This window comes from Streptomyces sp. NBC_01006 (genome assembly GCF_045162725.1).
In the GTDB taxonomy this organism is placed as follows: domain Bacteria; phylum Actinomycetota; class Actinomycetes; order Streptomycetales; family Streptomycetaceae; genus Streptomyces.
Genome location: NZ_CP108700.1, coordinates 3282695 through 3303301, shown reverse-complemented (window position 1 = coordinate 3303301; position 20607 = coordinate 3282695). Strand labels below are relative to the sequence as shown.

The 20607-nt window shown below is 72.4% G+C and carries 15 protein-coding genes; 14 read left to right on the top strand and 1 reads right to left on the bottom strand.

The window, feature by feature from the left end; translation table 11 throughout:
* Positions 1-89: 89 nt before the first annotated feature.
* The 4 genes from OG509_RS14990 (at position 90) to OG509_RS14975 (ending at position 5603) form a co-directional block, all read left to right on the top strand.
* Entirely contained in the window at positions 90-659 is a 570-nt protein-coding gene (locus OG509_RS14990; RefSeq protein ID WP_385588997.1) for a CGNR zinc finger domain-containing protein, read from the top strand.
* Between the two features lie 126 nt (positions 660-785).
* Positions 786-3092: a HelD family protein gene (locus OG509_RS14985; protein WP_406183078.1), complete on the top strand. Its 2307-nt coding sequence runs from the start codon at positions 786-788 to the stop codon at positions 3090-3092.
* Positions 3093-3554: 462 nt separating this feature from the next.
* Positions 3555-4958 (top strand): NAD-dependent malic enzyme, encoded by a 1404-nt coding sequence (locus OG509_RS14980; protein ID WP_406183077.1) that lies wholly within the window; start codon positions 3555-3557, stop codon positions 4956-4958.
* A gap of 363 nt (positions 4959-5321) precedes the next feature.
* Positions 5322-5603: an HU family DNA-binding protein gene (locus tag OG509_RS14975; RefSeq protein WP_007264399.1), complete on the top strand. Its 282-nt coding sequence runs from the start codon at positions 5322-5324 to the stop codon at positions 5601-5603.
* A 283-nt stretch (positions 5604-5886) separates the two neighbouring features.
* Here the strand turns inward: OG509_RS14975 and murA are convergent, their stop codons facing one another.
* A complete protein-coding gene (gene murA / locus OG509_RS14970; protein WP_053691036.1) occupies positions 5887-7233 on the bottom strand; it encodes a UDP-N-acetylglucosamine 1-carboxyvinyltransferase in 1347 nt (448 codons plus the stop codon).
* Positions 7234-7522: 289 nt separating this feature from the next.
* Here murA and OG509_RS14965 point away from each other — a divergent pair, with 289 nt between their 5' ends.
* The 10 genes from OG509_RS14965 to mycP (OG509_RS14920) all read left to right on the top strand — a co-directional run bounded on the left by OG509_RS14965 (position 7523) and on the right by mycP (OG509_RS14920) (position 20593).
* Positions 7523-8083 (top strand): YqgE/AlgH family protein, encoded by a 561-nt coding sequence (locus tag OG509_RS14965; RefSeq protein ID WP_387285849.1) that lies wholly within the window; start codon positions 7523-7525, stop codon positions 8081-8083.
* A gap of 29 nt (positions 8084-8112) precedes the next feature.
* Positions 8113-8397 carry a DUF3039 domain-containing protein gene (locus OG509_RS14960; protein ID WP_030161320.1) on the top strand — a complete coding sequence of 95 codons (285 nt, stop codon included), beginning with the start codon at positions 8113-8115 and terminating at the stop codon, positions 8395-8397.
* Between the two features lie 222 nt (positions 8398-8619).
* Positions 8620-10290 (top strand): beta-N-acetylhexosaminidase, encoded by a 1671-nt coding sequence (locus OG509_RS14955; RefSeq protein WP_406183076.1) that lies wholly within the window; start codon positions 8620-8622, stop codon positions 10288-10290.
* Between the two features lie 439 nt (positions 10291-10729).
* Positions 10730-11632: an FAD binding domain-containing protein gene (locus OG509_RS14950; RefSeq protein ID WP_406183075.1), complete on the top strand. Its 903-nt coding sequence runs from the start codon at positions 10730-10732 to the stop codon at positions 11630-11632.
* A complete protein-coding gene (locus tag OG509_RS14945; RefSeq protein WP_406183074.1) occupies positions 11629-13704 on the top strand; it encodes a 2Fe-2S iron-sulfur cluster-binding protein in 2076 nt (691 codons plus the stop codon). Before OG509_RS14950 ends, OG509_RS14945 begins: the two co-directional genes overlap by 4 nt.
* The gene (locus OG509_RS14940) at positions 13701-16046 is read left to right on the top strand and encodes a xanthine dehydrogenase family protein molybdopterin-binding subunit (RefSeq protein WP_406183073.1); all 2346 of its coding nucleotides are present in this window, start codon (positions 13701-13703) and stop codon (positions 16044-16046) included. The genes OG509_RS14945 and OG509_RS14940 overlap by 4 nt, the downstream gene beginning before the upstream one ends.
* Before the next feature lie 168 nt (positions 16047-16214).
* Positions 16215-16760, top strand: coding sequence for a hypothetical protein (locus tag OG509_RS14935; RefSeq protein WP_406183072.1), 546 nt, complete (start codon positions 16215-16217; stop codon positions 16758-16760).
* Complete coding sequence (locus tag OG509_RS14930) at positions 16760-18187, top strand: WXG100 family type VII secretion target (RefSeq protein ID WP_406183071.1); 1428 nt, start codon at positions 16760-16762, stop codon at positions 18185-18187. The genes OG509_RS14935 and OG509_RS14930 overlap by 1 nt, the downstream gene beginning before the upstream one ends.
* A gap of 27 nt (positions 18188-18214) precedes the next feature.
* A complete protein-coding gene (gene mycP, locus OG509_RS14925; protein ID WP_406183070.1) occupies positions 18215-19384 on the top strand; it encodes a type VII secretion-associated serine protease mycosin in 1170 nt (389 codons plus the stop codon).
* Positions 19385-19393: 9 nt separating this feature from the next.
* Positions 19394-20593: a type VII secretion-associated serine protease mycosin gene (gene mycP / locus OG509_RS14920; RefSeq protein WP_406183069.1), complete on the top strand. Its 1200-nt coding sequence runs from the start codon at positions 19394-19396 to the stop codon at positions 20591-20593.
* Positions 20594-20607: the final 14 nt, after the last annotated feature.

The window sequence follows — 20607 nt, the reverse complement described above, 5'->3', positions numbered from 1 at the left end:
CCTGGCCCCCGTACGGGGGGTTCCGCATCGCAGCAGCGCCCGGCACTCTGAGAAGCACGCGCACCCCTAGCCAAGAGGCGGTGACGGGCATGTGGTTCGAATCCGGGCGGGTGTGCCTGGACCTGGTGGCCACCTTCGCCGCCCCCGCGGGCGCCGAGGAGATCCGAGACGGCGACGAGCTGCGGCTGTGGCTCGCCGGAGCCGGGCTCGTGCCCGACCGGACGCCGATCGCCCGGGTGGGCCCCGACTGGGTGGAGGCCTTCCGGGCGCTGCGCCGCGACGTGGGGAGCCTCGTACGGGCGGAGCTCGCCGGGGCCGGTCCCGACGAGGGCGCGCTGGCCCGGGTCAACGCGCTGGCCGCCGGTCCACCCCCGGGACTGTGTGCCGTACAGGACCAAGAAGGGCACCTCGTGCGGGAGTTGTGCGGCGGCGTGGAATGCGGTGCGCTGCTCGCCGCCGTCGCCCGGGACGCCGTGGAATTGCTCACCGACCCCGGCGAGCGGGACCTGCTGCGCTCCTGCGAGGGGGACGGCTGCACCCGGGTCTACCTGGACACTTCGCGCGGGCACCGGCGGCGCTGGTGCTCCAGTGAGCTGTGCGGCAACCGGGAGCGGGTCGCCCGGCACCGCCGCAGGGTCCTCGCGGCCCGTCCCGGGTAGCGATCGGGTGGCGACGGAGCGGCGGCCGGGCAGTGATCTTCGCCCGGTCACCGGAACGGGCGTGCGGACAGGGTCCCGCTTCGCGTACGGTTGACGGTCGCCCATGCACGTCAGAAGGGGGCCTTGGTGGCCGCGCAGAATGCCGCTGTCGACAGCACGGCGGATTCCGTCCGCGATCGGGAGATCGCGGTCGAGCAGACGCATCTGGACCAGGTGTACCGCCGCCTCGAAGAGAAGATCGACGAGGCCGAGTTCCTGATGAACGACGCGGCCAAGCGCGGTCAGGTCGGCACGCCCGGCGCGCTCGCCGAACGCGACGCGCAGGTCTTCCGGGCGGGTATCCACCTGAACCGGCTGAACAACGAGTTCGAGGACTTCCTCTTCGGCCGGATCGACCTGGTCCTCGGCAAGGACGGGGAGCGCGGGCCCGACGGCGCGTACACCTCCGTCGAGCCCGCCGAAGACGCGATCCGCGGGGACCTCACCGCCGACATCGCCGAGACGCTCCACATCGGGCGCATCGGAGTGCTCGACGCCGACTACGCGCCGCTGGTCATCGACTGGCGCGCGCCGGCCGCCGCGCCGTTCTACCGCTCCACGCCCAAGGACCCCGGCCGGGTCGTGCGGCGCCGCGTCATCCGCTCCAAGGGCCGCAAGGTGCTCGGCGTCGAGGACGACCTGATGCGCCCCGAGATCACCGCCTTCCAGGACGGCCGGGAGTTGCCCGCCATCGGCGACGGCGCCCTGATGGCCGCGCTCGGGCGGGCCCGTACGCACTCGATGCGGGACATCGTCTCCTCCATCCAGGCCGAGCAGGACATGGTGATCCGGGCCCCCGCGGCCTCGGTCGCCGAGGTCGCGGGCGGGCCCGGCACCGGCAAGACCGCCGTCGCCCTGCACCGCGCCGCCTACCTGCTCTACCAGGACCGGCGCCGCTACTCCGGCGGCATCCTGATCGTCTCGCCGACCCCGCTGCTCGTCGCGTACACCGAGGGCGTGCTGCCCTCGCTCGGCGAGGAGGGCCAGGTCGCCATCCGGGCGCTCGGCTCGCTGGTCGACGGCGCCGAGGCGACCACGTACGACGAACCGGCCGTGGCCCGCGTCAAGGGCTCCTCGCGCATGCGCAAGGTGCTCCACAAGGCCGTACGGGGCGCGCTCGAACTCGGTGACGCCCCGGAACGGCTGCGCGTCGTGGCCTTCGGGCGGCGCCAGGAGCTGGAGGCCGACGAGCTGAACCGGATCCGGCAGAACGTGCTCAGCGGCACCGCTCCGGTGAACCTGCTGCGCCCGCGCGCCCGCAAGCTGCTCCTCGACGCCCTGTACGCGAGATCGGGCGGGGCCGGCCGGCACAGCGATCCGGAGCTGGCGGCCGAGCTGCGCTCCGCGTTCGACGAGGACATCTCCACCGAGGACGCGTTCATCGACTTCCTGAACGCCTGGTGGCCCGAGCTGACCCCGCGCGGGGTGCTCGCCGCGATGGCCGACGAGCGCCGGCTGGGCCGCTGGTCGCGGCGGGTCCTCAACCCGCGCGAGACCCGCCAGCTGGCGCGCTCGCTGCGCCGGGTGGGCCCGGACGGCAAGGGTCCGCTGTCGGTGCACGACGTGGCGCTGCTGGACGAGCTCCAGCTGCTGCTCGGCGCGCCCGCCCGGCCCAAGCGCAAGCGGCAGCTCGACCCGCTCGACCAGCTCAGCGGGCTGGAGGAGCTGATGCCGACCCGCGAGGAGACCCAGTGGGAGCGGGCGGAGCGGATCGCGGCGGAGCGCACCGAGTACGCGCACGTGATCGTGGACGAGGCGCAGGACCTGACGCCGATGCAGTGGCGGATGGTGGGCCGCCGCGGCCGGCACGGCACGTGGACGGTGGTCGGCGACCCGGCGCAGTCCTCGTGGACGGACCCGGAGGAGGCGGCCGCGGCGCGTGACGAGGCCCTGGGTTCCCGGCCGCGCAGGCGGTTCACCCTGACGGTGAACTACCGCAACCCGGCGGAGGTCGCGGAGGTCGCGTCCCGGGTGCTGCGGCTGGCGATGCCGGGCATGGAGCCGCCGACGGCGGTCCGCTCCACGGGCCTGGAGCCCCGCTTCACGGCCGCCGGCGGCGATCTGGGCGCGGCGGTCCGCGAGGAGACGCGCAGGCTGCTGGAGCAGGTGGACGGCACGGTCGGCGTGGTCGTGGCCATGGACCGGCGCGCGGAGGCCGCGGGCTGGCTGGCGGACCTGGGGGAGCGGGCGGTCGCGCTCGGCAGCCTGGAGGCCAAGGGCCTGGAGTACGACGCCACCGTGGTCGTCTCCCCGGCGGAGATCGCGGAAGAGTCCCCGGCGGGCCTGCGGGTGCTGTATGTGGCCCTGACCCGCGCGACGCAGCAGCTGACGGTGGTCTCGGCGGGCCGCGACGAGCCCGGCGAGGACGGGGTGCCGGCGCTGCTGAAGCCGTAGGACCCGGTCAGACCCGGATGGCCCGCGGCGCTGTGCCGGTCAGACCCGGATGGCCTGCGGCCACATGCGTGGTGAGACGAGGTCAACTCCCGGGAGGGGGATCGCTTCCGGCGATCCTTTGTTAGCCTGGGTACGGCACCGGCTCGATCCAAGCCCCCGGGCCCAACCTTCGTCGCTTAGAGCGACCACTTGCCGCGAGGCGAGCATGGCGGGTCGGTGTCATAGACGTTCATACAGGTCCGCGCCCCTCGGATTCCGAGGGGCGCGGACCTTTTTCGTACGGGCCTACGCTTCCGCACACCTGATCTATCTCGTATGGTGGAAGTGTCTTTCCGAAATTTGTAGCTGGTTACCTTGTACTGGCTGGTAGGTGGGACGATCGGACAACAGGTCCTGCCGCACCTGCCGTGCGTGGGGCCCTGTGTGTGTACAAAAAACCAGGGACAGAAGAGGAACACGGCCATGGCAACGGCGCCCAGCGTCTCGTACTCGATGACGGTCCGCCTGGAAGTGCCCGCGAGCGGAACCGCGGTCTCCCAGCTGACCACCGCCGTGGAGTCTTCCGGTGGGTCGGTCACCGGCCTCGACGTGACCGCCTCCGGTCACGAGAAGCTCCGTATCGACGTCACCATCGCCGCGACCTCCACCGCGCACGCCGACGAGATCGTCGGCAAGCTGCGCGGCATCGAGGGCGTCAGCCTCGGCAAGGTCTCCGACCGAACCTTCCTGATGCACCTCGGCGGCAAGATCGAGATGGCGTCCAAGCACCCCATCCGCAACCGCGACGACCTCTCGATGATCTACACCCCGGGCGTCGCCCGCGTGTGCATGGCCATCGCCGAGAACCCCGAGGACGCGCGCCGCCTCACCATCAAGCGCAACTCCGTCGCAGTCGTGACGGACGGCTCCGCCGTACTGGGCCTCGGCAACATCGGCCCGATGGCCGCGCTGCCCGTCATGGAGGGCAAGGCGGCCCTCTTCAAGCGCTTCGCCGGCATCGACGCCTGGCCGATCTGCCTCGACACCCAGGACTCCGACGAAATCGTCGCGATCGTCAAGGCCATCGCCCCGGGCTTCGCCGGCATCAACCTGGAGGACATCTCCGCGCCGCGCTGCTTCGAGATCGAGGCCCGCCTGCGCGAGGCCCTCGACATCCCCGTCTTCCACGACGACCAGCACGGCACCGCCATCGTCGTCCTCGCCGCCCTCACCAACGCACTTCGCGTGGTGGGCAAGGCAGTTGGGGACGTCAAGGTCGTCATGTCGGGCGCCGGCGCGGCCGGTACGGCCATCCTCAAGCTGCTCCTCGCGGCCGGCGTGAAGAACGTCGTCAGCGCCGACATCCACGGTGTCGTGCACGCGGGCCGCACCGACCTGGTCGACGCGGCCGCCGACTCCCCGCTGCGCTGGATCGCCGACAACACCAACCCCGAGGGCTACACGGGCACTCTGAAGGAGGCCGTGGTCGGCGCCGACGTGTTCATCGGAGTCTCCGCCCCCAACGTGCTGTCCGGCGAGGACGTCGCGGCCATGGTCGAAGGTGCGATCGTGTTCGCGCTCGCGAACCCGGACCCCGAGGTGGACCCGGCCGTCGCCCGCCAGACCGCCGCCGTCGTGGCCACCGGCCGCTCCGACTTCCCCAACCAGATCAACAACGTGCTGGTCTTCCCGGGTGTCTTCCGCGGCCTGCTGGACGCCCAGTCCCGCACCGTGAACACGGACATGATGCTGGCCGCCGCGACCGCGCTCGCGGACGTCGTCGGCGAGGACGAGCTCAACGCCAACTACATCATCCCGTCGGTGTTCAACGACAAGGTGGCCGGCGCGGTCGCCGGAGCCGTCCGCAAGGCCGCCTCGGCGATCTGACGCGGAGTCGGGCGAAGCCGCGCCGGGTCCGGCCGCCGCTGTGACGGCCCTCACGGCTTGCCGATCCCGGCGCGTCGCGAGATGCGGGCCCGGCGGGCCGCCTCTAGGGTTGCGGGGATGCCCGCGAGGTCCGCGGTCCGCATCCACCAAGTGCGGACGGAGCGTCACCGCGGCGTGACTGTGGCGCTTTTCGTGTGACCCTGGCGGGTGCCGGATTGGCTTTCCCGCCGCTGGTGGGGGCAGGATGCGTAACCGGGCGAGAGGGTCTGACGTTCAGACCCGGGTCCGGGGACTGTCCGAGGGCCCTGGCAGCATCGGCTTCGATCTCACGCCTCTAAGGCAAGTTGAACACGGGAGTACAACATGAACCGCAGTGAGCTGGTGGCCGCTCTGTCCGAGCGCGCCGAGGTGACCCGCAAGGACGCCGACGCCGTTCTGGCCGCGCTCGCCGAGACCGTCGGCGAGATTGTCGCCAAGGGCGACGAGAAGGTCACCATCCCCGGCTTCCTGACCTTCGAGCGCACCCACCGTGCCGCTCGCACCGCGCGCAACCCGCAGACCGGCGACCCCATCCAGATCCCGGCCGGCTACAGCGTGAAGGTCTCCGCGGGCTCCAAGCTCAAGGAAGCCGCCAAGGGCAAGTAAGTCCTGCCCGTACCGGGGCCCGTAGGGGCCCTCGGAGCGGCAGAGCAGTACGCAGTACTGGCGAAGGGCGGCCATCCCCGGGCGGGGAGGCCGCCCTTCGGCCTGTCCGGGGTCGCGCCGGGGTCCTGCCGGGCTTCCCGCCGGGTCCTCCCGGGCCGCGGCGCCGTACGGGCCGGCGAGGGCCTCGTACGGGCCGGTGAACGGCCGCGTACGGGCCGGTGGGCGCATGCGAAAGCCCCCCGGACCCTGGTGGGCCCGGGGGGCTTTCGGTCGGCCGTACGGCTCAGACGAGGTCGCCGCCCGGGAGCTCGACCTTGGCCCCCAGCTCCACGAGCTTCTCCATGAAGTTCTCGTAGCCGCGGTTGATGAGGTCGATGCCGTGGACCCGCGAGGTGCCCTCGGCCGCCAGCGCCGCGATCAGGTACGAGAACCCGCCGCGCAGGTCGGGGATGACCAGGTCGGCGCCCTGCAGCTTCGTCGGGCCGGAGACGACCGCCGAGTGCAGGAAGTTGCGCTGCCCGAACCGGCAGGCGCTGCCGCCCAGGCACTCCCGGTACAGCTGGATGTGTGCACCCATCTGGTTGAGCGCGGAGGTGAATCCCAGACGGGACTCGTAGACCGTCTCGTGGACGATCGACAGGCCCGCGGCCTGGGTCAGGGCGACCACCAGCGGCTGCTGCCAGTCGGTCTGGAAACCGGGGTGCACGTCCGTCTCGAGCGCGATCGCGTTGAGCGGGCCGCCCGGGTGCCAGAAGCGGATGCCCTCGTCGTCGATCTCGAACGCGCCGCCGACGCGGCGGTACGTGTTCAGGAACGTCATCATCGAGCGCTGCTGCGCCCCGCGGACGTAGATGTTGCCGCCGGTCGCCAGCGCCGCGGAAGCCCAGGAGGCGGCCTCCAGGCGGTCCGGGAGCGCCTTGTGGTTGTAGCCGCCGAGGCGGTCGACACCGGTGATCCGGATGGTCCGGTCGGTGTCCATGGAGATGATGGCGCCCATCTTCTGCAGGACGCAGATGAGGTCCTCGATCTCCGGCTCCACCGCGGCGTTGCTCAGCTCGGTGACGCCCTCGGCCAGGACGGCCGTCAGGAGCACCTGTTCGGTCGAGCCGACCGAGGGGTAGGGCAGGCGGATCTTGCAGCCGCGAAGGCGCTGCGGGGCCTCCAGGTACTGGCCGCCCTCGCGCTTCTCGATGGTCGCGCCGAACTGGCGGAGCACGTCGAAGTGGAAGTCGATCGGCCGGCCGCCGATGTCGCAGCCGCCGAGGCCCGGGATGAAGGCGTGGCCGAGGCGGTGCAGCAGCGGACCGCAGAACAGGATCGGGATGCGCGACGAACCCGCGTGCGCGTCGATGTCCGCGACGTTCGCGCTCTCGACGTGCGTCGGGTCGAGTACGAGCTCACCCGGCTCCTCGCCGGGGCGAACGGTCACCCCGTGCAGCTGGAGCAGCCCGCGCACGACACGGACGTCGCGGATGTCGGGAACGTTGCGGAGCCGGCTGGGTCCGCTGCCGAGCAGAGCGGCGACCATGGCCTTGGGCACGAGGTTCTTCGCACCGCGGACACGGATCTCGCCCTCGAGCGGGGTACCGCCATGGACAAGTAGTACGTCGTCTCTGTCTGTGCCGGTCATGAATCTCGCGTTCCGGAGAGGGGCTCCCCCGGCGAGGCCAGAGGAGGGTGGGCAGGGGGCCAGGGAAAAGGGTAAGGGGCAGCACCCCCTTGTTCGTAAGGCTGACGCGGCCGTAGGACTGTCATGAATTAGCCACAACACCCACAGTGCCCACCTCATGGCGGAGTGTTGCATTCCGCCAAGGCCGAGGGGCGCGCGCTCCTCCCTGCTGCCGTGCGCCCTGAGCTGCGTGAGATCCGGTGCGCCCGCCCGCTCCCCCTGAAGGGCGATTGTGCGAGATCATGTCGGCATGACCGAGGTGTCCTCCCTCACAGGGCGGCTGCTCGTGGCCACCCCCGCCCTCGCGGACCCGAACTTCGACCGCGCGGTGGTGCTCCTGCTCGACCACGACGAGCAGGGCTCGCTCGGCGTGGTCCTCAACCGGCCCACCCCCGTGGGGGTCGGTGACATCCTGCTGCCCTGGGCGACCCTGGCCGGCGATCCCGGGGTCGTCTTCCAGGGCGGGCCGGTGGGCCTGGACTCGGCCCTCGGCGTGGCGGTCATCCCCGGCGAGGAGGGGCCGCTCGGGTGGCGCCGCGTGTACGGGGCGATCGGCCTGGTCGACCTGGAGGCCCCGCCGGAGCTGCTGGCCGCGGCCCTCGGCTCGCTGCGGATCTTCGCCGGCTACTCGGGCTGGGGCCCGGGCCAGCTGGAGGTCGAGGTCGGCGACGGCGCCTGGTACGTCGTGGAATCGGAGCCCGGGGACGTGTCGTACCCCGATCCCGAAAGGCTGTGGCGGGCGGTGCTGCGCCGCCAGCGCAGCGAGCTCGCGATGGTCGCCACGTATCCCGACGACCCGTCGCTCAACTGACCCGCGCACGGGTCGGTACCCTGGCTTTTATGAGCACTCTTGAGCCCGAGCGCGGGACTGGTACGGGGACCCTCGTAGAGCCGACGCCGCAGGTGTCCCACGGCGACGGCGACCACGAGCGCTTCGCCCACTACGTCCAGAAGGACAAGATCATGGAGAGCGCGCTCGGCGGGACCCCCGTCGTCGCGCTGTGCGGCAAGGTGTGGGTACCGGGCAGGGACCCGAAGAAGTACCCGGTCTGCCCCATGTGCAAGGAGATCTACGAGTCCATGGGCCCCGGCGGGGACAAGGACAAGGGCGGCAAGGACAAGTAGGTCCGGTCCGGTTCGGTCCGTTCGGTCCGAGCTGTCCGGTCCGTTCGGCCCCTCCTCGGCGGGACCGAGGCCCTCGAAGGCCCCCTGATGCGCTGATGCGCGTCCGGGGGCCTTTGCCGTGCGCGGGGGGCGGACTAGGGTCGGCCGCACACGGGCGCCGGGCGCCCTGTGAAACGCGCGTTGCGCATCGCGCAACGGCTGGACGGTGGAGGGGCGGAGGCCATGCCCGAGTTGATTCCGGAGCCGCGGTACGCGCGATTCGCCCGCGACGCCGGCGAGTGCGTACTGGACGATCCGCTGCTCCACGTCGGCCCCGGAGCCGAGGGCACCGCCCGCTGGCTGCGCCGCGAGCTCGGCGCTGCCACCGGCTGGGAGCTGCCCGCGCCGGCCGCGGGGGAGGCGGGGGAGGCGGGGGACGCGTACGGCGGGCGTACGGTGATCCGGCTGGTGCTCCGCCCCGACCTGGCCCGCAGCGTCGGCGCGGAGTCGTACGAGCTGCACGTCGCCCAGCGGGAGGTGCTGCTCGAAGGCGCCGACCCGGCGGGTCTCTTCTACGCCGCGCAGACGCTGCGCCAGCTGCTCGGGCCCGAGGCCCACCGGCGCGCGCCCACGGCGCCGGGCCGCGCCTGGCGGCTGCCGGTGGGAGGGATCCAGGACGCGCCCCGCTTCGGCTGGCGCGGCATGATGCTGGACGTGGCCCGGCACTTCATGCCGAAGGACGGGGTGCTGCGGTACGTCGACCTGCTCGCCGCGCACAAGCTCAACGTGCTGCACCTGCACCTGACGGACGACCAGGGCTGGCGGGTCGAGATCAAGCGCCACCCGCGGCTCACCGAGGTCGGCGCGTGGCGGCCGCGCAGCCGCTGGGGGCACCGGGCCTCGCCGCTGTGGAACGAGACCCCGCACGGCGGCTTCTACACGCAGGACGACATCCGCGAGATCGTCGCGTACGCCGCCGAACGGCACGTGCGGGTGGTCCCGGAGATCGACGTACCGGGGCATTCGCAGGCCGCGATCGCCGCGTACCCGGAGCTCGGCAACACCGACGTCGTGGACACCGGCGCGCTGGAGGTGTGGGACGACTGGGGGATCAACGAGAACGTGCTCGCGCCGACCGAGGCCGTACTGCGCTTCTACGAGGGGGTCTTCGAGGAGCTGCTGGAGCTGTTCCCGGCGGAGGTCTCGCCGTTCGTGCACGTGGGCGGCGACGAGTGCCCCAAGGAGCAGTGGCGCGCGTCGGCGCTCGCGCAGGAACGGATCCGGGAGTTGGGGGTGGACGGGGAGGACGGGCTCCAGTCCTGGTTCATCCGGCACTTCGACGGCTGGCTCGCGGAGCGCGGCCGGCGGCTGATCGGGTGGGACGAGATCCTGGAGGGCGGGCTCGCGCCGGGGGCGGCGGTCTCCTCGTGGCGCGGGTACGCGGGCGGGATCGCCGCCGCCGAGGCCGGGCACGACGTGGTGATGTGCCCCGAGCAGCAGGTGTACCTGGACCACCGTCAGGCGGGCGGCGCGGACGAGCCGATGCCGATCGGGTACGTGCGCTCGCTGGAGGACGTGTACCGCTTCGAGCCGGTGCCGCCGAAGCTGTCGCCGCAGGCCGCGTCCCACGTGCTGGGCGCACAGGCCAACGTGTGGACCGAGGTGATGGAGAACCAGGGCCGGGTGGACTACCAGGTGTTCCCGCGGCTGGCGGCCTTCGCCGAGGTGGTGTGGTCGCGGCTGCCGGAGCCGGGTGAGCGGGACTACGCGGGCTTCGAGGCCCGGATGGGCGGGCACTACCTGCGGCTCGACGCGCTCGGCGTGGACTACCGGCCGCCGGGCGGGCCGTTGCCGTGGCAGCGGCGGCCGGGGGTGCTCGGGCGGCCGATCGAGGGGGAGCCCCCGAACGTGTGATGTGGGCGGGGCGGTCGGGGGGTGAATGGGGGGGGCGACGGGGGCGGCAGCGGGTGGCGGGGGCGGCGGAGGGCGGCAGGGGGGGGGCAGCAGGGGGTTGGCCGGCGGTGGCCGGAACCTTTCCGCACTGTTTCGGCACCGATCGGAATCCTTCGGACTTCTGCGGAACTCTTGAGGGTTCCGGGACGTCCTTCGTTCTTGGGGGCGGTCGGGAACTCTTGCTCTATTTCGGGGGATTCGGTGGATCCGAATCGATTCGGTTGATTCGGTGGATACGGGGGAAACCGGACGTCCGGAAGCTCCAGGGGGCGCCCGCCGGACCCTCGCGCCGGGCGGTGGGGAAGATGTGCCAGAGTTGCCACGTCCCGGCGGTGAGCACGTACCGTACGGCGGACAGGCGTGAGCGCCGGGACCGGGACATCGGGAAGGGGCAGCTGGGTTGACCACGCACGCACCGCATGCACTGCATTCATCTCAGGGGCCGCAAGCGGCGCAGTCCGTGACGCTGCCGGCCTCGCTCGACGAGGCCGTGGCGGCACTCGCCGCCATGCCCGCCGCCGTGCCCGTCGCCGGCGGCACCGACCTCATGGCCTCCGTCAACGCCGGGCTGCTGCGGCCCGCCGCGCTCGTGGGCCTGGGCCGGATCAACGAGATCCGCGGCTGGCAGTACCAGGACGGGCACGCGCTGCTCGGCGCCGGGCTCACCCACGCGCGGATGGGACGGCCGGATTTCGCCGCTCTGATCCCCGCGCTGGCGGCGGCCGCGCGGGCCGCCGGGCCCCCGCAGATCCGCAACGCCGGCACCCTCGGCGGCAACATCGCCACCGCCGCGCCGACGGGCGACGCACTGCCCGTACTGGCTGCGCTGGAGGCGATCCTCGTCATCCACGGCCCGGGCGGCTCGCGCCGGGAGATCCCGGTCTCGCACCTGCTGGCCGGCCGCGAGATGCTGCGGCCCGGCGAGCTGATCGGCTTCGTACGGGTGCCGCTGCTGCACGCGCCGCAGGTCTTCCTGAAGGCCACGGGGCGTACGGGCCCGGGGCGTGCGGTGGCATCCGTGGGGCTCGTACTGGATCCGGCGCGCCGTGGTGTGCGCTGTGCGATCGGCGCGGTCGCGCCCATGCCGCTGCGGCCGCTGGAGGCCGAGCAGTGGGTGGCCTCGCTGATCGACTGGGACGGGGGGCGGACCCTGGCCCCCGAGGCCCTGGAGGCCTTCGGCGAGTACGTCGCCGCCGCCTGCGTCCCCGACCAGGGGGAGCCCGTGGCACCCGGGGTACTGCATCTGCGGCGGACGGTCGCCGTGCTGGCACGGAGGGCCCTGGGGAGGGCGCTGAGCTCATGAGTGGGAACGAGAACGTGAGCGGAACGACGGGGGACGCGGGTCCCGCGGGCCACACCGGCACGAGCTGGGGCTGGGAGCCGGTCGCGCAGGGCGGCGAGTACGACTCCGACGCGACGGCTTTCGTGAAGCTGCCGCAGGACATGCTGGACGCGCTCGGCACCGGGGAGCCGCTCGCGGCGCCCGGGCACGGCTACGTGCCGCCGCCGATGATCGTGCCGCTGGGTTCGGCGAGTGCGGATCCGGCGGCGACGGGGACGTGGACGATTCCGGCGCAGTGGCCGGAGGCGGGCACGGCGCCGCACACCGGTGGCGGTGCGGGTGCTTCCGGTGGTGCGGGTGCTTCCGGTGGTGCGCCGACGCCCGCGCCGGTCGGCGGGCCGATCCCGGCTTCGATCCCGATTCCGGCCTCCGTGGCGGCGGCGTTCGAGGGCGCGGGTCAGGATCCCGTACGGGTCTCGGGCGGCGAGCCGGGTCAGGCGCCGGGGCAGGTGTCGGGTCAGGCTCTGGCTTCGGCCGAGGGGGCGCACGATTCCGGTGCGACCGCCGAGTGGCGGTTCCCGGAGGCGGTCCAGGACTCCGAGCCCGTGACCACCGGCCAGTGGACCCTGCCGGAACTGCCCGAGCAGACCGGGGAATTCCGCCTCGGTGCCGCGGCGGCCGACTGGAGCCAGGCCCCGGCGACGCTGCCGGGCGGCGCGGCGGCCCCCTGGGCGACCCATCCCGACTTCGAGGCGGCGGCGGCCGCGCGTCCGGGTCCGGATGCCGCGATGAGCTCGGGCGTGCTGCCCGAGGCGCGGCCCGACGCGGGCGACACCGGCACCTCGGGCGCGGGCCTGCGGCGGCTCGGCGGCCCCGGTGTCGGCGGCCCCGGGCGCGGCCCCCGCGTACTGGGCGGACCCGGTGTGGGCACGCTCCCGGAGGCGCCGGAGCCGGAGCCGGAGCCGGTGCATCCGGCTCCGCACGACATCGAGGCCGCCCACGGCCCGGCGTCGGCGCCGGTCACGGCGGAACGGCAGCATCCGGGGGCGGAGGCCGCCGAGGTGGCTTCGCGCGCCGACGCGGATCGGGAGCGCGCGGCGACGCCCGTCGCGGCTGCCGAGTACGCGCTGTCGGGCGGTCCCGGGGTCGGCGGCGTCGCCGGTGGCTTCGGGGAGCCCGGGGACACCGACGGGCACGGGTTCACGGCATCCGGCCACGGGCACGGCCCCGCCGGGGCGGAGTCCGGGCCGGGCAGCGAGCACGGGTTCACGGCGGAGCCCGCCGCGGGGCCCGCCGACACGGACGGGCGGGGTCTCGGGGGCGGCTTCGGCGAAGCCGGGGCTCCGGGAACGCCGAGTGCGGACACCGCGGACATCGCTGTGGCGATGCCGGATGCGGGAAGCGCCGAAGGTTTCCCGGCCGAGGGGCCGACGTACGAAGAAAACGCGACTGCCGAGGCCGTCGCCCATCACGAGCACCCGCTGGCTTCCTACGTCCTGCGCGTCAACGGCGCCGACCGGCCCGTCACCGGTGCGTGGATCGGCGAGTCCCTGCTGTACGTGCTGCGCGAGCGCCTCGGCCTCGCCGGCGCCAAGGACGGCTGCTCGCAGGGCGAATGCGGGGCGTGCGCCGTGCAGGTCGACGGCCGGCTCGTCGCCTCCTGCCTGGTACCGGCCGCGACGGCGGCGAGCAGTGAGGTCCGGACCGTGGAGGGGCTCGCCGGGGGCGGGGAACTCTCGGACGTGCAGCAGGCGTTGTGCAGGTCGGGTGCGGTGCAGTGCGGGTTCTGCGTGCCCGGCATGGCCATGACCATCCACGACCTGCTGGAGGGCAACCACGCCCCCAGCGAGCTGGAGACCCGGCAGGCCCTGTGCGGGAACCTGTGCCGCTGCTCCGGCTACAAGGGCGTCATCGAGGCCGTCCGCGAGGTCGTTGCCGAGCGTGAGGCCTCGGCCGCGGCCGACGCGCCCGGGAGCGGTGTCGGGAACGGGCACGGGAGCGGGGCCGGGAGCGGCTCTGGCGCGGAGGCGCGTATTCCGCACCAGGCGCCGCCCGGCGAGGGCGGGATCCACCACAACGGAGGCATGGCGTGAGCGGGCACGACGCGGCCACGGCCACGACGACGGTATCGGTCTCCACGGGCGCCTCGGCCGCCGCGCCGCCCGAGGCGGGCGAGCAGGAGGTGCCGCGCGGAATCGGGGCCTCCGTGCCCGCCGCCGACACGCGCGCCAAGAGCGAGGGCACCTTCCCGTACGCGGCCGACCTGTGGGCCGAGGGCCTGCTCTGGGCCGCAGTCCTGCGCTCCCCGCACGCCCACGCCCGCATCCTCTCCGTCGACACCTCCGCAGCCGCCGCCATGCCCGGCGTGCGCGCCGTCGTCACCCACGCAGACGTCCCCGGCGCCACCACGCACGGCCGCCGCATCGCCGACCGGCCCGTCTTCGCCCACGACGTCGTCCGCCACCACGGCGAGCCCATCGCCGCCGTCGCCGCCGACCACCCGGACACGGCCCGCCTCGCCGCCGCCGCGATCGCCGTCGAGTACGAGCTGCTCGACGCGGTGACGGACCCCGAACAGGCCTTCGGCGCCCCCGCCCTGCACCCCGACGGCAACCTGATCCGGCACATCCCGCTCCGCTACGGCGACCCGGAGGCCACCGGCGAGGTCGTCGTCGAGGGCCTGTACCGGATCGGCCGCCAGGACCCCGCGCCCATCGGCGCCGAGGCCGGGCTGGCCGTGCCGCGGCCCGACGGCGGCGTGGAGATCTACACCGCCTCCACCGACCCGCACCTGGACCGCGACCTGGCGGCGGCCTGCTTCGGCCTCGAACCCGACCGGGTGCGCGTCGTCGTCACCGGCGTCCCGGGCGCCACGGCCGACCGCGAGGACGCGGCCTTCCAACTTCCCCTGGGCCTGCTCGCCCTGCGCACCGGCTACCCGGTCAAGCTGGCCGCCACCCGCGAGGAGTCCTTCCTCGGCCACACCCACCGCCACCCGACGCTGCTGCGCTACCGCCACCACGCGGACGCGGAGGGCCGGCTGGTCAAGGTCGAGGCCCAGATCCTGATGGACGCGGGCGCGTACGCCGACTCGTCCTCCGAGTCGCTGGCCGCGGCGGTGGCGTTCGCCTGCGGCCCGTACGTCGTGCCGCACGCCTTCGTCGAGGGCTGGGCGGTCCGTACGAACAACCCGCCGTCGGGCCACGTACGGGGCGAGGGCGCGATGCAGGTCTGCGCCGCGTACGAGGGCCAGATGGACAAGCTCGCGGCCGCCCTCGGCATCGACGGCGCGGAGCTGCGCCTGCGCAACGTACTGGCGACGGGCGACCTGCTCCCGACGGGCCAGACGGTCACCTGCCCGGCCCCCGTGGCGGAACTCCTGCGCGCGGTACGCGACTACCCGCTCCCCTCGCTCCCCAAGGACACCCCGGAGGAGGAGTGGCTGCTGCCGGGCGGCCCGGAGGGCGCGGGCGAGCCGGGCGCGGTGCGGCGCGGGGTCGGGTACGGCGTGGGCATGGTCCACATGCTCGGCGCGGAGGGCACGGACGAGGTCTCGACGGCGACGGTCAAGGTCGTCGACGGGGCGGCGACGGTGATCTGCGCGGCGGTGGACACGGGGCAGGGTTTCGCCACGCTGGCCCGCCAGATCGTGCAGGAGACGCTGGGCGTGGACGAGGTCGTGACGGCCCCGGTCGACACGGACCAGCCGTCGGCGGGCCCGGCGGCGCACGGCCGCCACACGTGGGTCTCGGGTGGCGCGGTGGAGCGCGCGGCAAAAATGGTCCGCACGCAACTCCTCCAGCCGATGGCCCACAAACTGGGCATGTCGACGGAGCTCCTTCAGATCCAGGACGGCCGAATCACCTCGTACGACGGCGCGTTCTCGACGACGGTCGCGGAGGCGATGGCGGGCAAGGAACTCTGGGCGACGGCCCAGTGCCGCCCCCACCCGACGGAGCCCCTGGACGGCGACGGCCAGGGCGACGCCTTCGTGGGCCTGGCGTTCTGCGCGATCCGCGCGGTGGTGGACGTGGACATCGAACTGGGCTCGGTGCGGGTGGTCGAACTCGCGGTGGCCCAGGACGTGGGCCGCATCCTCAACCCCCGCCAGCTGGAGGCCCGTATCGAAGCGGGCGTCACGCAGGGCGTGGGCGCGGCACTTTCGGAAAACCTCCGGTCGGTGTCGGGTCTGGTCCGCCACCCCGACCTGACGGGCTATGCGCTGCCGACTTCGCTGGACGCGCCGGTGGTCCGGATCGTCAAACTGGTCGAAGAGCGGGACGTGGTGGCCCCGTTCGGCGCGAAGGCGGCGAGCGCGATCCCTGTGGTGACGGCCCCTGCGGCGGTAGCCTCAGCCGTACGTGCGGCCACGGGCCGCCCGGTGAACAGGCTCCCGATCCGCCCCTCGGCGGCGGTCGCGACGCCCAACTCGTGACCGTGTGACCCGCATTGCACGTGCAACCCCGAGGTTGGGACTGTCGGTACCGGTCGCTAGAGTGATCGGTAAGACGTAGTACGTGCGCGATTGAACGGGTGCGAACGGGGAGGGGCCGCGGCGGAAGCGCCGCGACCCCAGGGATTTCGGGGAGTCGGGGAGGCCATCGTGGCAGAGAAGACACCGGACGGTCTGGCGGGGCTGACCGGCCTCGGTTCGGGCCTGGCGGACGCGATCAGGAAGCAGGCGGCGTCACAGAAGGCCGCGGCCGACCTGAAGATCGAGCACGACACGCTGTCGGAGTACCAGAAGATGGTCGACGACCTCCTGGACGACCTCACAGGCTCGGCCGCGGACCACAAGAAGCTGGCGACCAACACCCTGCCGGCGGCCAAGCTCGGCTCGGGCTTCCCGGAGGCCGACGCCCTCTTCAAGTCGTACACGACGGTCGTCTCGGAGCTGGAGAAGCTCTCGCAGGGCTTGGCGGGGCAGATCGAGGGCCTGGGGATTGCGATCCTGATGGCGGGCAAGGGCTACAGCGGTGTGGACGAGGACACACAGCGACGCATGGCGGCCATCGCCAAGCAGGCGAAGGAAGCGTACGTGCCGGAGCGCGACCCGTATTTGGAGGAGCAGCGCAAGCTGGCAGCCTCGAAGCACCCTGGCTCCGAGACTCCTGCTACGGGTGGCAACGCGACGGGGGGTAACTACTGATGGCGACGAATTTCGAGGGCTACTCGCACCAGAAGCTGCGCGAGATGAGGGCCTCGCTGGACCCGACGGCGGTCAAGGACCGCGCCGACCGCCTGCAGAAGGCGTCCGAGGACATCGCGAAGATCGCGGAGAAGCTCAAGAACCACCGGGTCACCGGCTGGGAGGGCGAAGCGGCAACGAAGTTCCAGGAATGGGTGGGCCGGGCGGGCAACGCGACGCTGCGGCTGAGCGAGTACAGCGCGACGGGCGCCAAGTGGATGGGTGACACCGTCCAGAAGATGATCGAGGCGCGGGACATGCCCGCGTACGACACGAAGGCCGCCGAGAACCTGGAAGCGGCCCGCAAGGCCCACAACGACCCGGACTCGCAGCAAATTGCCAGCCAGGAGCGGAGCAAGCTCGACGCGGATCACCGCGAGTCGATCAGGTTGATGAACAACCTGGCGCAGTCGTACGAGCTGTCGTACGGCGAGATGAACAAGGCGGAGATCCCTACGTTTCCGCCGCCGCCGGGGGACTTCGTGCCGCCAAATGTCTATGAAAGCCAGGACATGGCGCGGCCGGGATCCGGCGGAGGCGTTGGATCTGCCAGCTCCTCGCACTCGTACACGACCGCGTCCTCTGAGGCCCCATCGAACGAGCCGAGCTCCGTGCCGGGGCACCAGCCGAAGGCGGACGGCACCCCGCCCCAGACGACAGGGCCGCACCTGCCCGGGATCCCGGACCGTAACGTGGACGTGGACCTCGACCACGTGGGGACCCTGCCGCCGCCCACGACGACCTTGCCCCCGACGACGGGCACGCCGATCCCCAACCTCCCCGTAGGCCCCGGACCCGGCCCCGTCACGCCCATCCCGCCCGTGGGTCTCCCGCCGATCACCGGCAAGACGATTCCCGGACTCGGTCCTGGCCCCGGTCCATTGCCGAACCTCGGTCCGGGCGGTAGCGGCCTCAGCAAGGTCAACCCGATCTCCGGGCTGCCTCCGCGGGATTCCGGCATCATGGGCGGCCGCCAAGTGCCGACCAGCGGCCCCAACGCGGGTATCCCGCGCGGCACGGTCATCGGTACCGAAGGCACGCAGACTGGCCGCGGCATGATGGGTGGTCCGCACGGTGGTGGCGGTGCCCACGCCGGCGGCGTGAGCGGTTCCCCTGCGGCTCGTCGGCTGGCCTCGGAGCCGGGCGGCATCGTGGGCGGCCGCCAGGCTGTGGCAGGCGGCCGCATGGCCACCGGCGGTCAGCCGTTCACCCAGGGCGGCTCGGGTCTCGTACGCAGCAGCGGCGGCGCCATGGGCCACGCGGGTGCGGGTACGCATACTCCGGGCAGGCGACGTGAGGACCAGGGCGGCGAACGCCCCGACTACCTGGTCGAGGACGAAGAGACCTGGCAGGGCAACCGTCGTGTTGCTCCGCCGGTGATCGACTGAGTAGAACGGACGTTGTACGAGATGCACATGCGCAAGGCGACCGCGGCCCTGGCAGGCCTGCTGCTGGCCGGGGTCGCCGCAACCCCGGCCCATGCGGAGACCATTCGCTCGCAGCAATGGCATCTCGACACGATGAAAGCCGAAGACATCTGGAAGATCAGCACCGGTAAAGGTGTCACCGTTGCGGTGATCGATAGCGGTGTCGACCAGATCCCGGAGCTCGAGGGCCAGGTCCTACCGGGCAAGAATTTCCCTGTCGGTGATGTAGAGACTGGCCGAGACAACGATTACAACGGGCACGGCACCGGTGTCTCTTCCATGATCGCCGCAACTGGAAAGCACCCGACTGGCGATGGAGCATACGGTCTTGCGCCTGGGGCTAAGATCCTCCCGATCCGGGTGGGCAGCGTGCTGGACGGGGTGAGTACCCCCTCCTGGGTCGATGCCATTCGGTATGCGGCTGATTCCGACGCCAAGGTCATCAATATCTCCCTGGCCATTGCCGGTACGCCGAAAGACGATGAAGCCCGTCGTGAAGCAGTGAAGTATGCGCTTTCCAAGGGGAAGCTGATCTTTGCCGGTGCCGGCAATGACGGGGATACGGTCAACGAGGTCATGTACCCCGCCGCAACCCCCGGAGTAGTGGCGGTCGGCGCGGTGGACGCCAAGGGCGAGCCGACGAAGGAATCCCAGCACGGCCCGCAGATCGATATGGCTGCCCCGGGCATGGACATTGTCACCGCATGCAAGGGCAAGTCAGGGCTGTGCAAGACCCACGGCACCAGCGACGCGACCGCCCTCGCCTCCGCCTCCGCCGCCCTCCTCTGGTCCGCGCACCCGGACTGGACCAACAACCAGGTCCTCCGGGTCCTTCTGAACACCGCAGGCAAGCCGAAGGACGGTTCTCAGCGCAACGACTACATCGGCTACGGCATCGTCCGGCCGCGGATCGCCGTTCCCACGCCCGGTGACCCCGGGCCGGCGGATGTCTACCCGCTCCCCGACCTGGCTGCGGCGGATGGGAAGAATTCCCCCGCCCCGTCGGCTGACGGCAAGAAGCCGGAATCCGCCGCTCCCCAGGCCGAAGCCGAGAAGGACGCGGGCAGCGGCCTCCTCTGGATCGGGCTCGGGCTCGGGGCCTGCGTCCTGATCGGCGGAGCCGTGACGGCCGTCGTCGTGCGGCGCAGGAACGCCTGACGGCGGTCTGTGCAGCTGCGTCGGACGGCCTCGGCCCTGGTCGGCCTTCTGCTGGCCGGGGTCGCCGTGGCCCCGGCCGCCGATGCCCACACCGCTCGGCCGGAGCAGTGGCATCTCGATGCCATGAAAGCCCAGGACGTCTGGAAACTCGGCACCGGCCAAGGCGTCACCGTAGCCGTCATCGACACCGGCGTCGGCCGGATCCCCGAGCTCGACGGCCAGGTGGTCCAGGGCAAGGACTTCTCCCACGGCTACGAGGGCGACGAACGCACCGACTACGGCGATCACGGCACCGGGATCGCCGCCCTGATCGCCGGCACGGGCAGGCGCCCGTCCGGCGGCGGGGCGTTCGGGCTGGCCCCCGGGGCCAGAATCCTTCCCCTCCGCGTCTCCGAGGGCGGCGGGAACCTCCGCCTCCATCAGTCGATCGCCGAGGCGATCCGCTTCGCGGCGGACTCGGAAGCCAAGGTCCTGAACATTTCCTTCGGCGGCCCGGGCAGGAGCGAGGAACTCGACGCCGCCGTCCGGTACGCCATGGACCACGGCAAGCTCATCTTCTCCTCCGTCGGCAACGACGGAGAGGGACCCAACGAGGTCATGTACCCCTCCGGCTCACCCGGAGTGGTCGGCGTCTCCGCCGTCGGCCCGGACGGTGTGGCGACCGAGGAGTCCCAGCACGGCCCTCAGGTGGACCTGGCCGCCCCCGGCGTCGACATCGCCACCGGATGCGCCGGTGACTCCCCTGACTCCGCCGACTCCGGTCTCTGCGTCAACCACGGCACCAGCGAAGCCAGCGCCCTCGCCTCCGCCTCCGCAGCCCTACTCTGGTCCGTCCACCCCGACTGGACCAACAACCAGATACTCCGCGTCCTGCTGAACACCGCTGCGAAGCCGGACCCCGTCCACGGCATCGAGCGCAACGACCACCTCGGCTACGGAGTCGTCCGCCCCGTCATCGCGCTGACCGCCCCCGGTGACCCCGGTCCCGCGGACGTCTACCCGCTCCCCGGTCTCGCCGCGGCGGCTGACGGGATAGCATCCCCAGCCCCGGGCCAGCCCAAACCTGTACCGGCCCCGGTGTCCGCATCCCACGTACAGAACAAGACAACTGGCAACAGGCTCCTTCCCTGGGCCGTCCTCGGGATGGGAGCCTGCCTGCTCGTTGCCGGAGCCGTAACCACACGCGCACATCAGCGTGTTAGACGCTGATGTGACACAAGGAG

Bases quoted from the DNA above. Each gene is read 5' to 3' on its own strand.
- OG509_RS14990 (WP_385588997.1), top strand. From the start codon at position 90: ATGTGGTTCGAATCCGGGCGGGTGTGCCTGGACCTGGTGGCCACCTTC.
- OG509_RS14980 (WP_406183077.1), top strand. From the start codon at position 3,555: ATGGCAACGGCGCCCAGCGTCTCGTACTCGATGACGGTCCGCCTGGAA.
- OG509_RS14975 (WP_007264399.1), top strand. From the start codon at position 5,322: ATGAACCGCAGTGAGCTGGTGGCCGCTCTGTCCGAGCGCGCCGAGGTG.
- murA (WP_053691036.1), bottom strand. From the start codon at position 7,233: ATGACCGGCACAGACAGAGACGACGTACTACTTGTCCATGGCGGTACC.
- OG509_RS14965 (WP_387285849.1), top strand. From the start codon at position 7,523: ATGACCGAGGTGTCCTCCCTCACAGGGCGGCTGCTCGTGGCCACCCCC.
- OG509_RS14960 (WP_030161320.1), top strand. From the start codon at position 8,113: ATGAGCACTCTTGAGCCCGAGCGCGGGACTGGTACGGGGACCCTCGTA.
- OG509_RS14955 (WP_406183076.1), top strand. From the start codon at position 8,620: ATGCCCGAGTTGATTCCGGAGCCGCGGTACGCGCGATTCGCCCGCGAC.
- OG509_RS14945 (WP_406183074.1), top strand. From the start codon at position 11,629: ATGAGTGGGAACGAGAACGTGAGCGGAACGACGGGGGACGCGGGTCCC.
- OG509_RS14930 (WP_406183071.1), top strand. From the start codon at position 16,760: ATGGCGACGAATTTCGAGGGCTACTCGCACCAGAAGCTGCGCGAGATG.
- mycP (WP_406183070.1), top strand. From the start codon at position 18,215: ATGCGCAAGGCGACCGCGGCCCTGGCAGGCCTGCTGCTGGCCGGGGTC.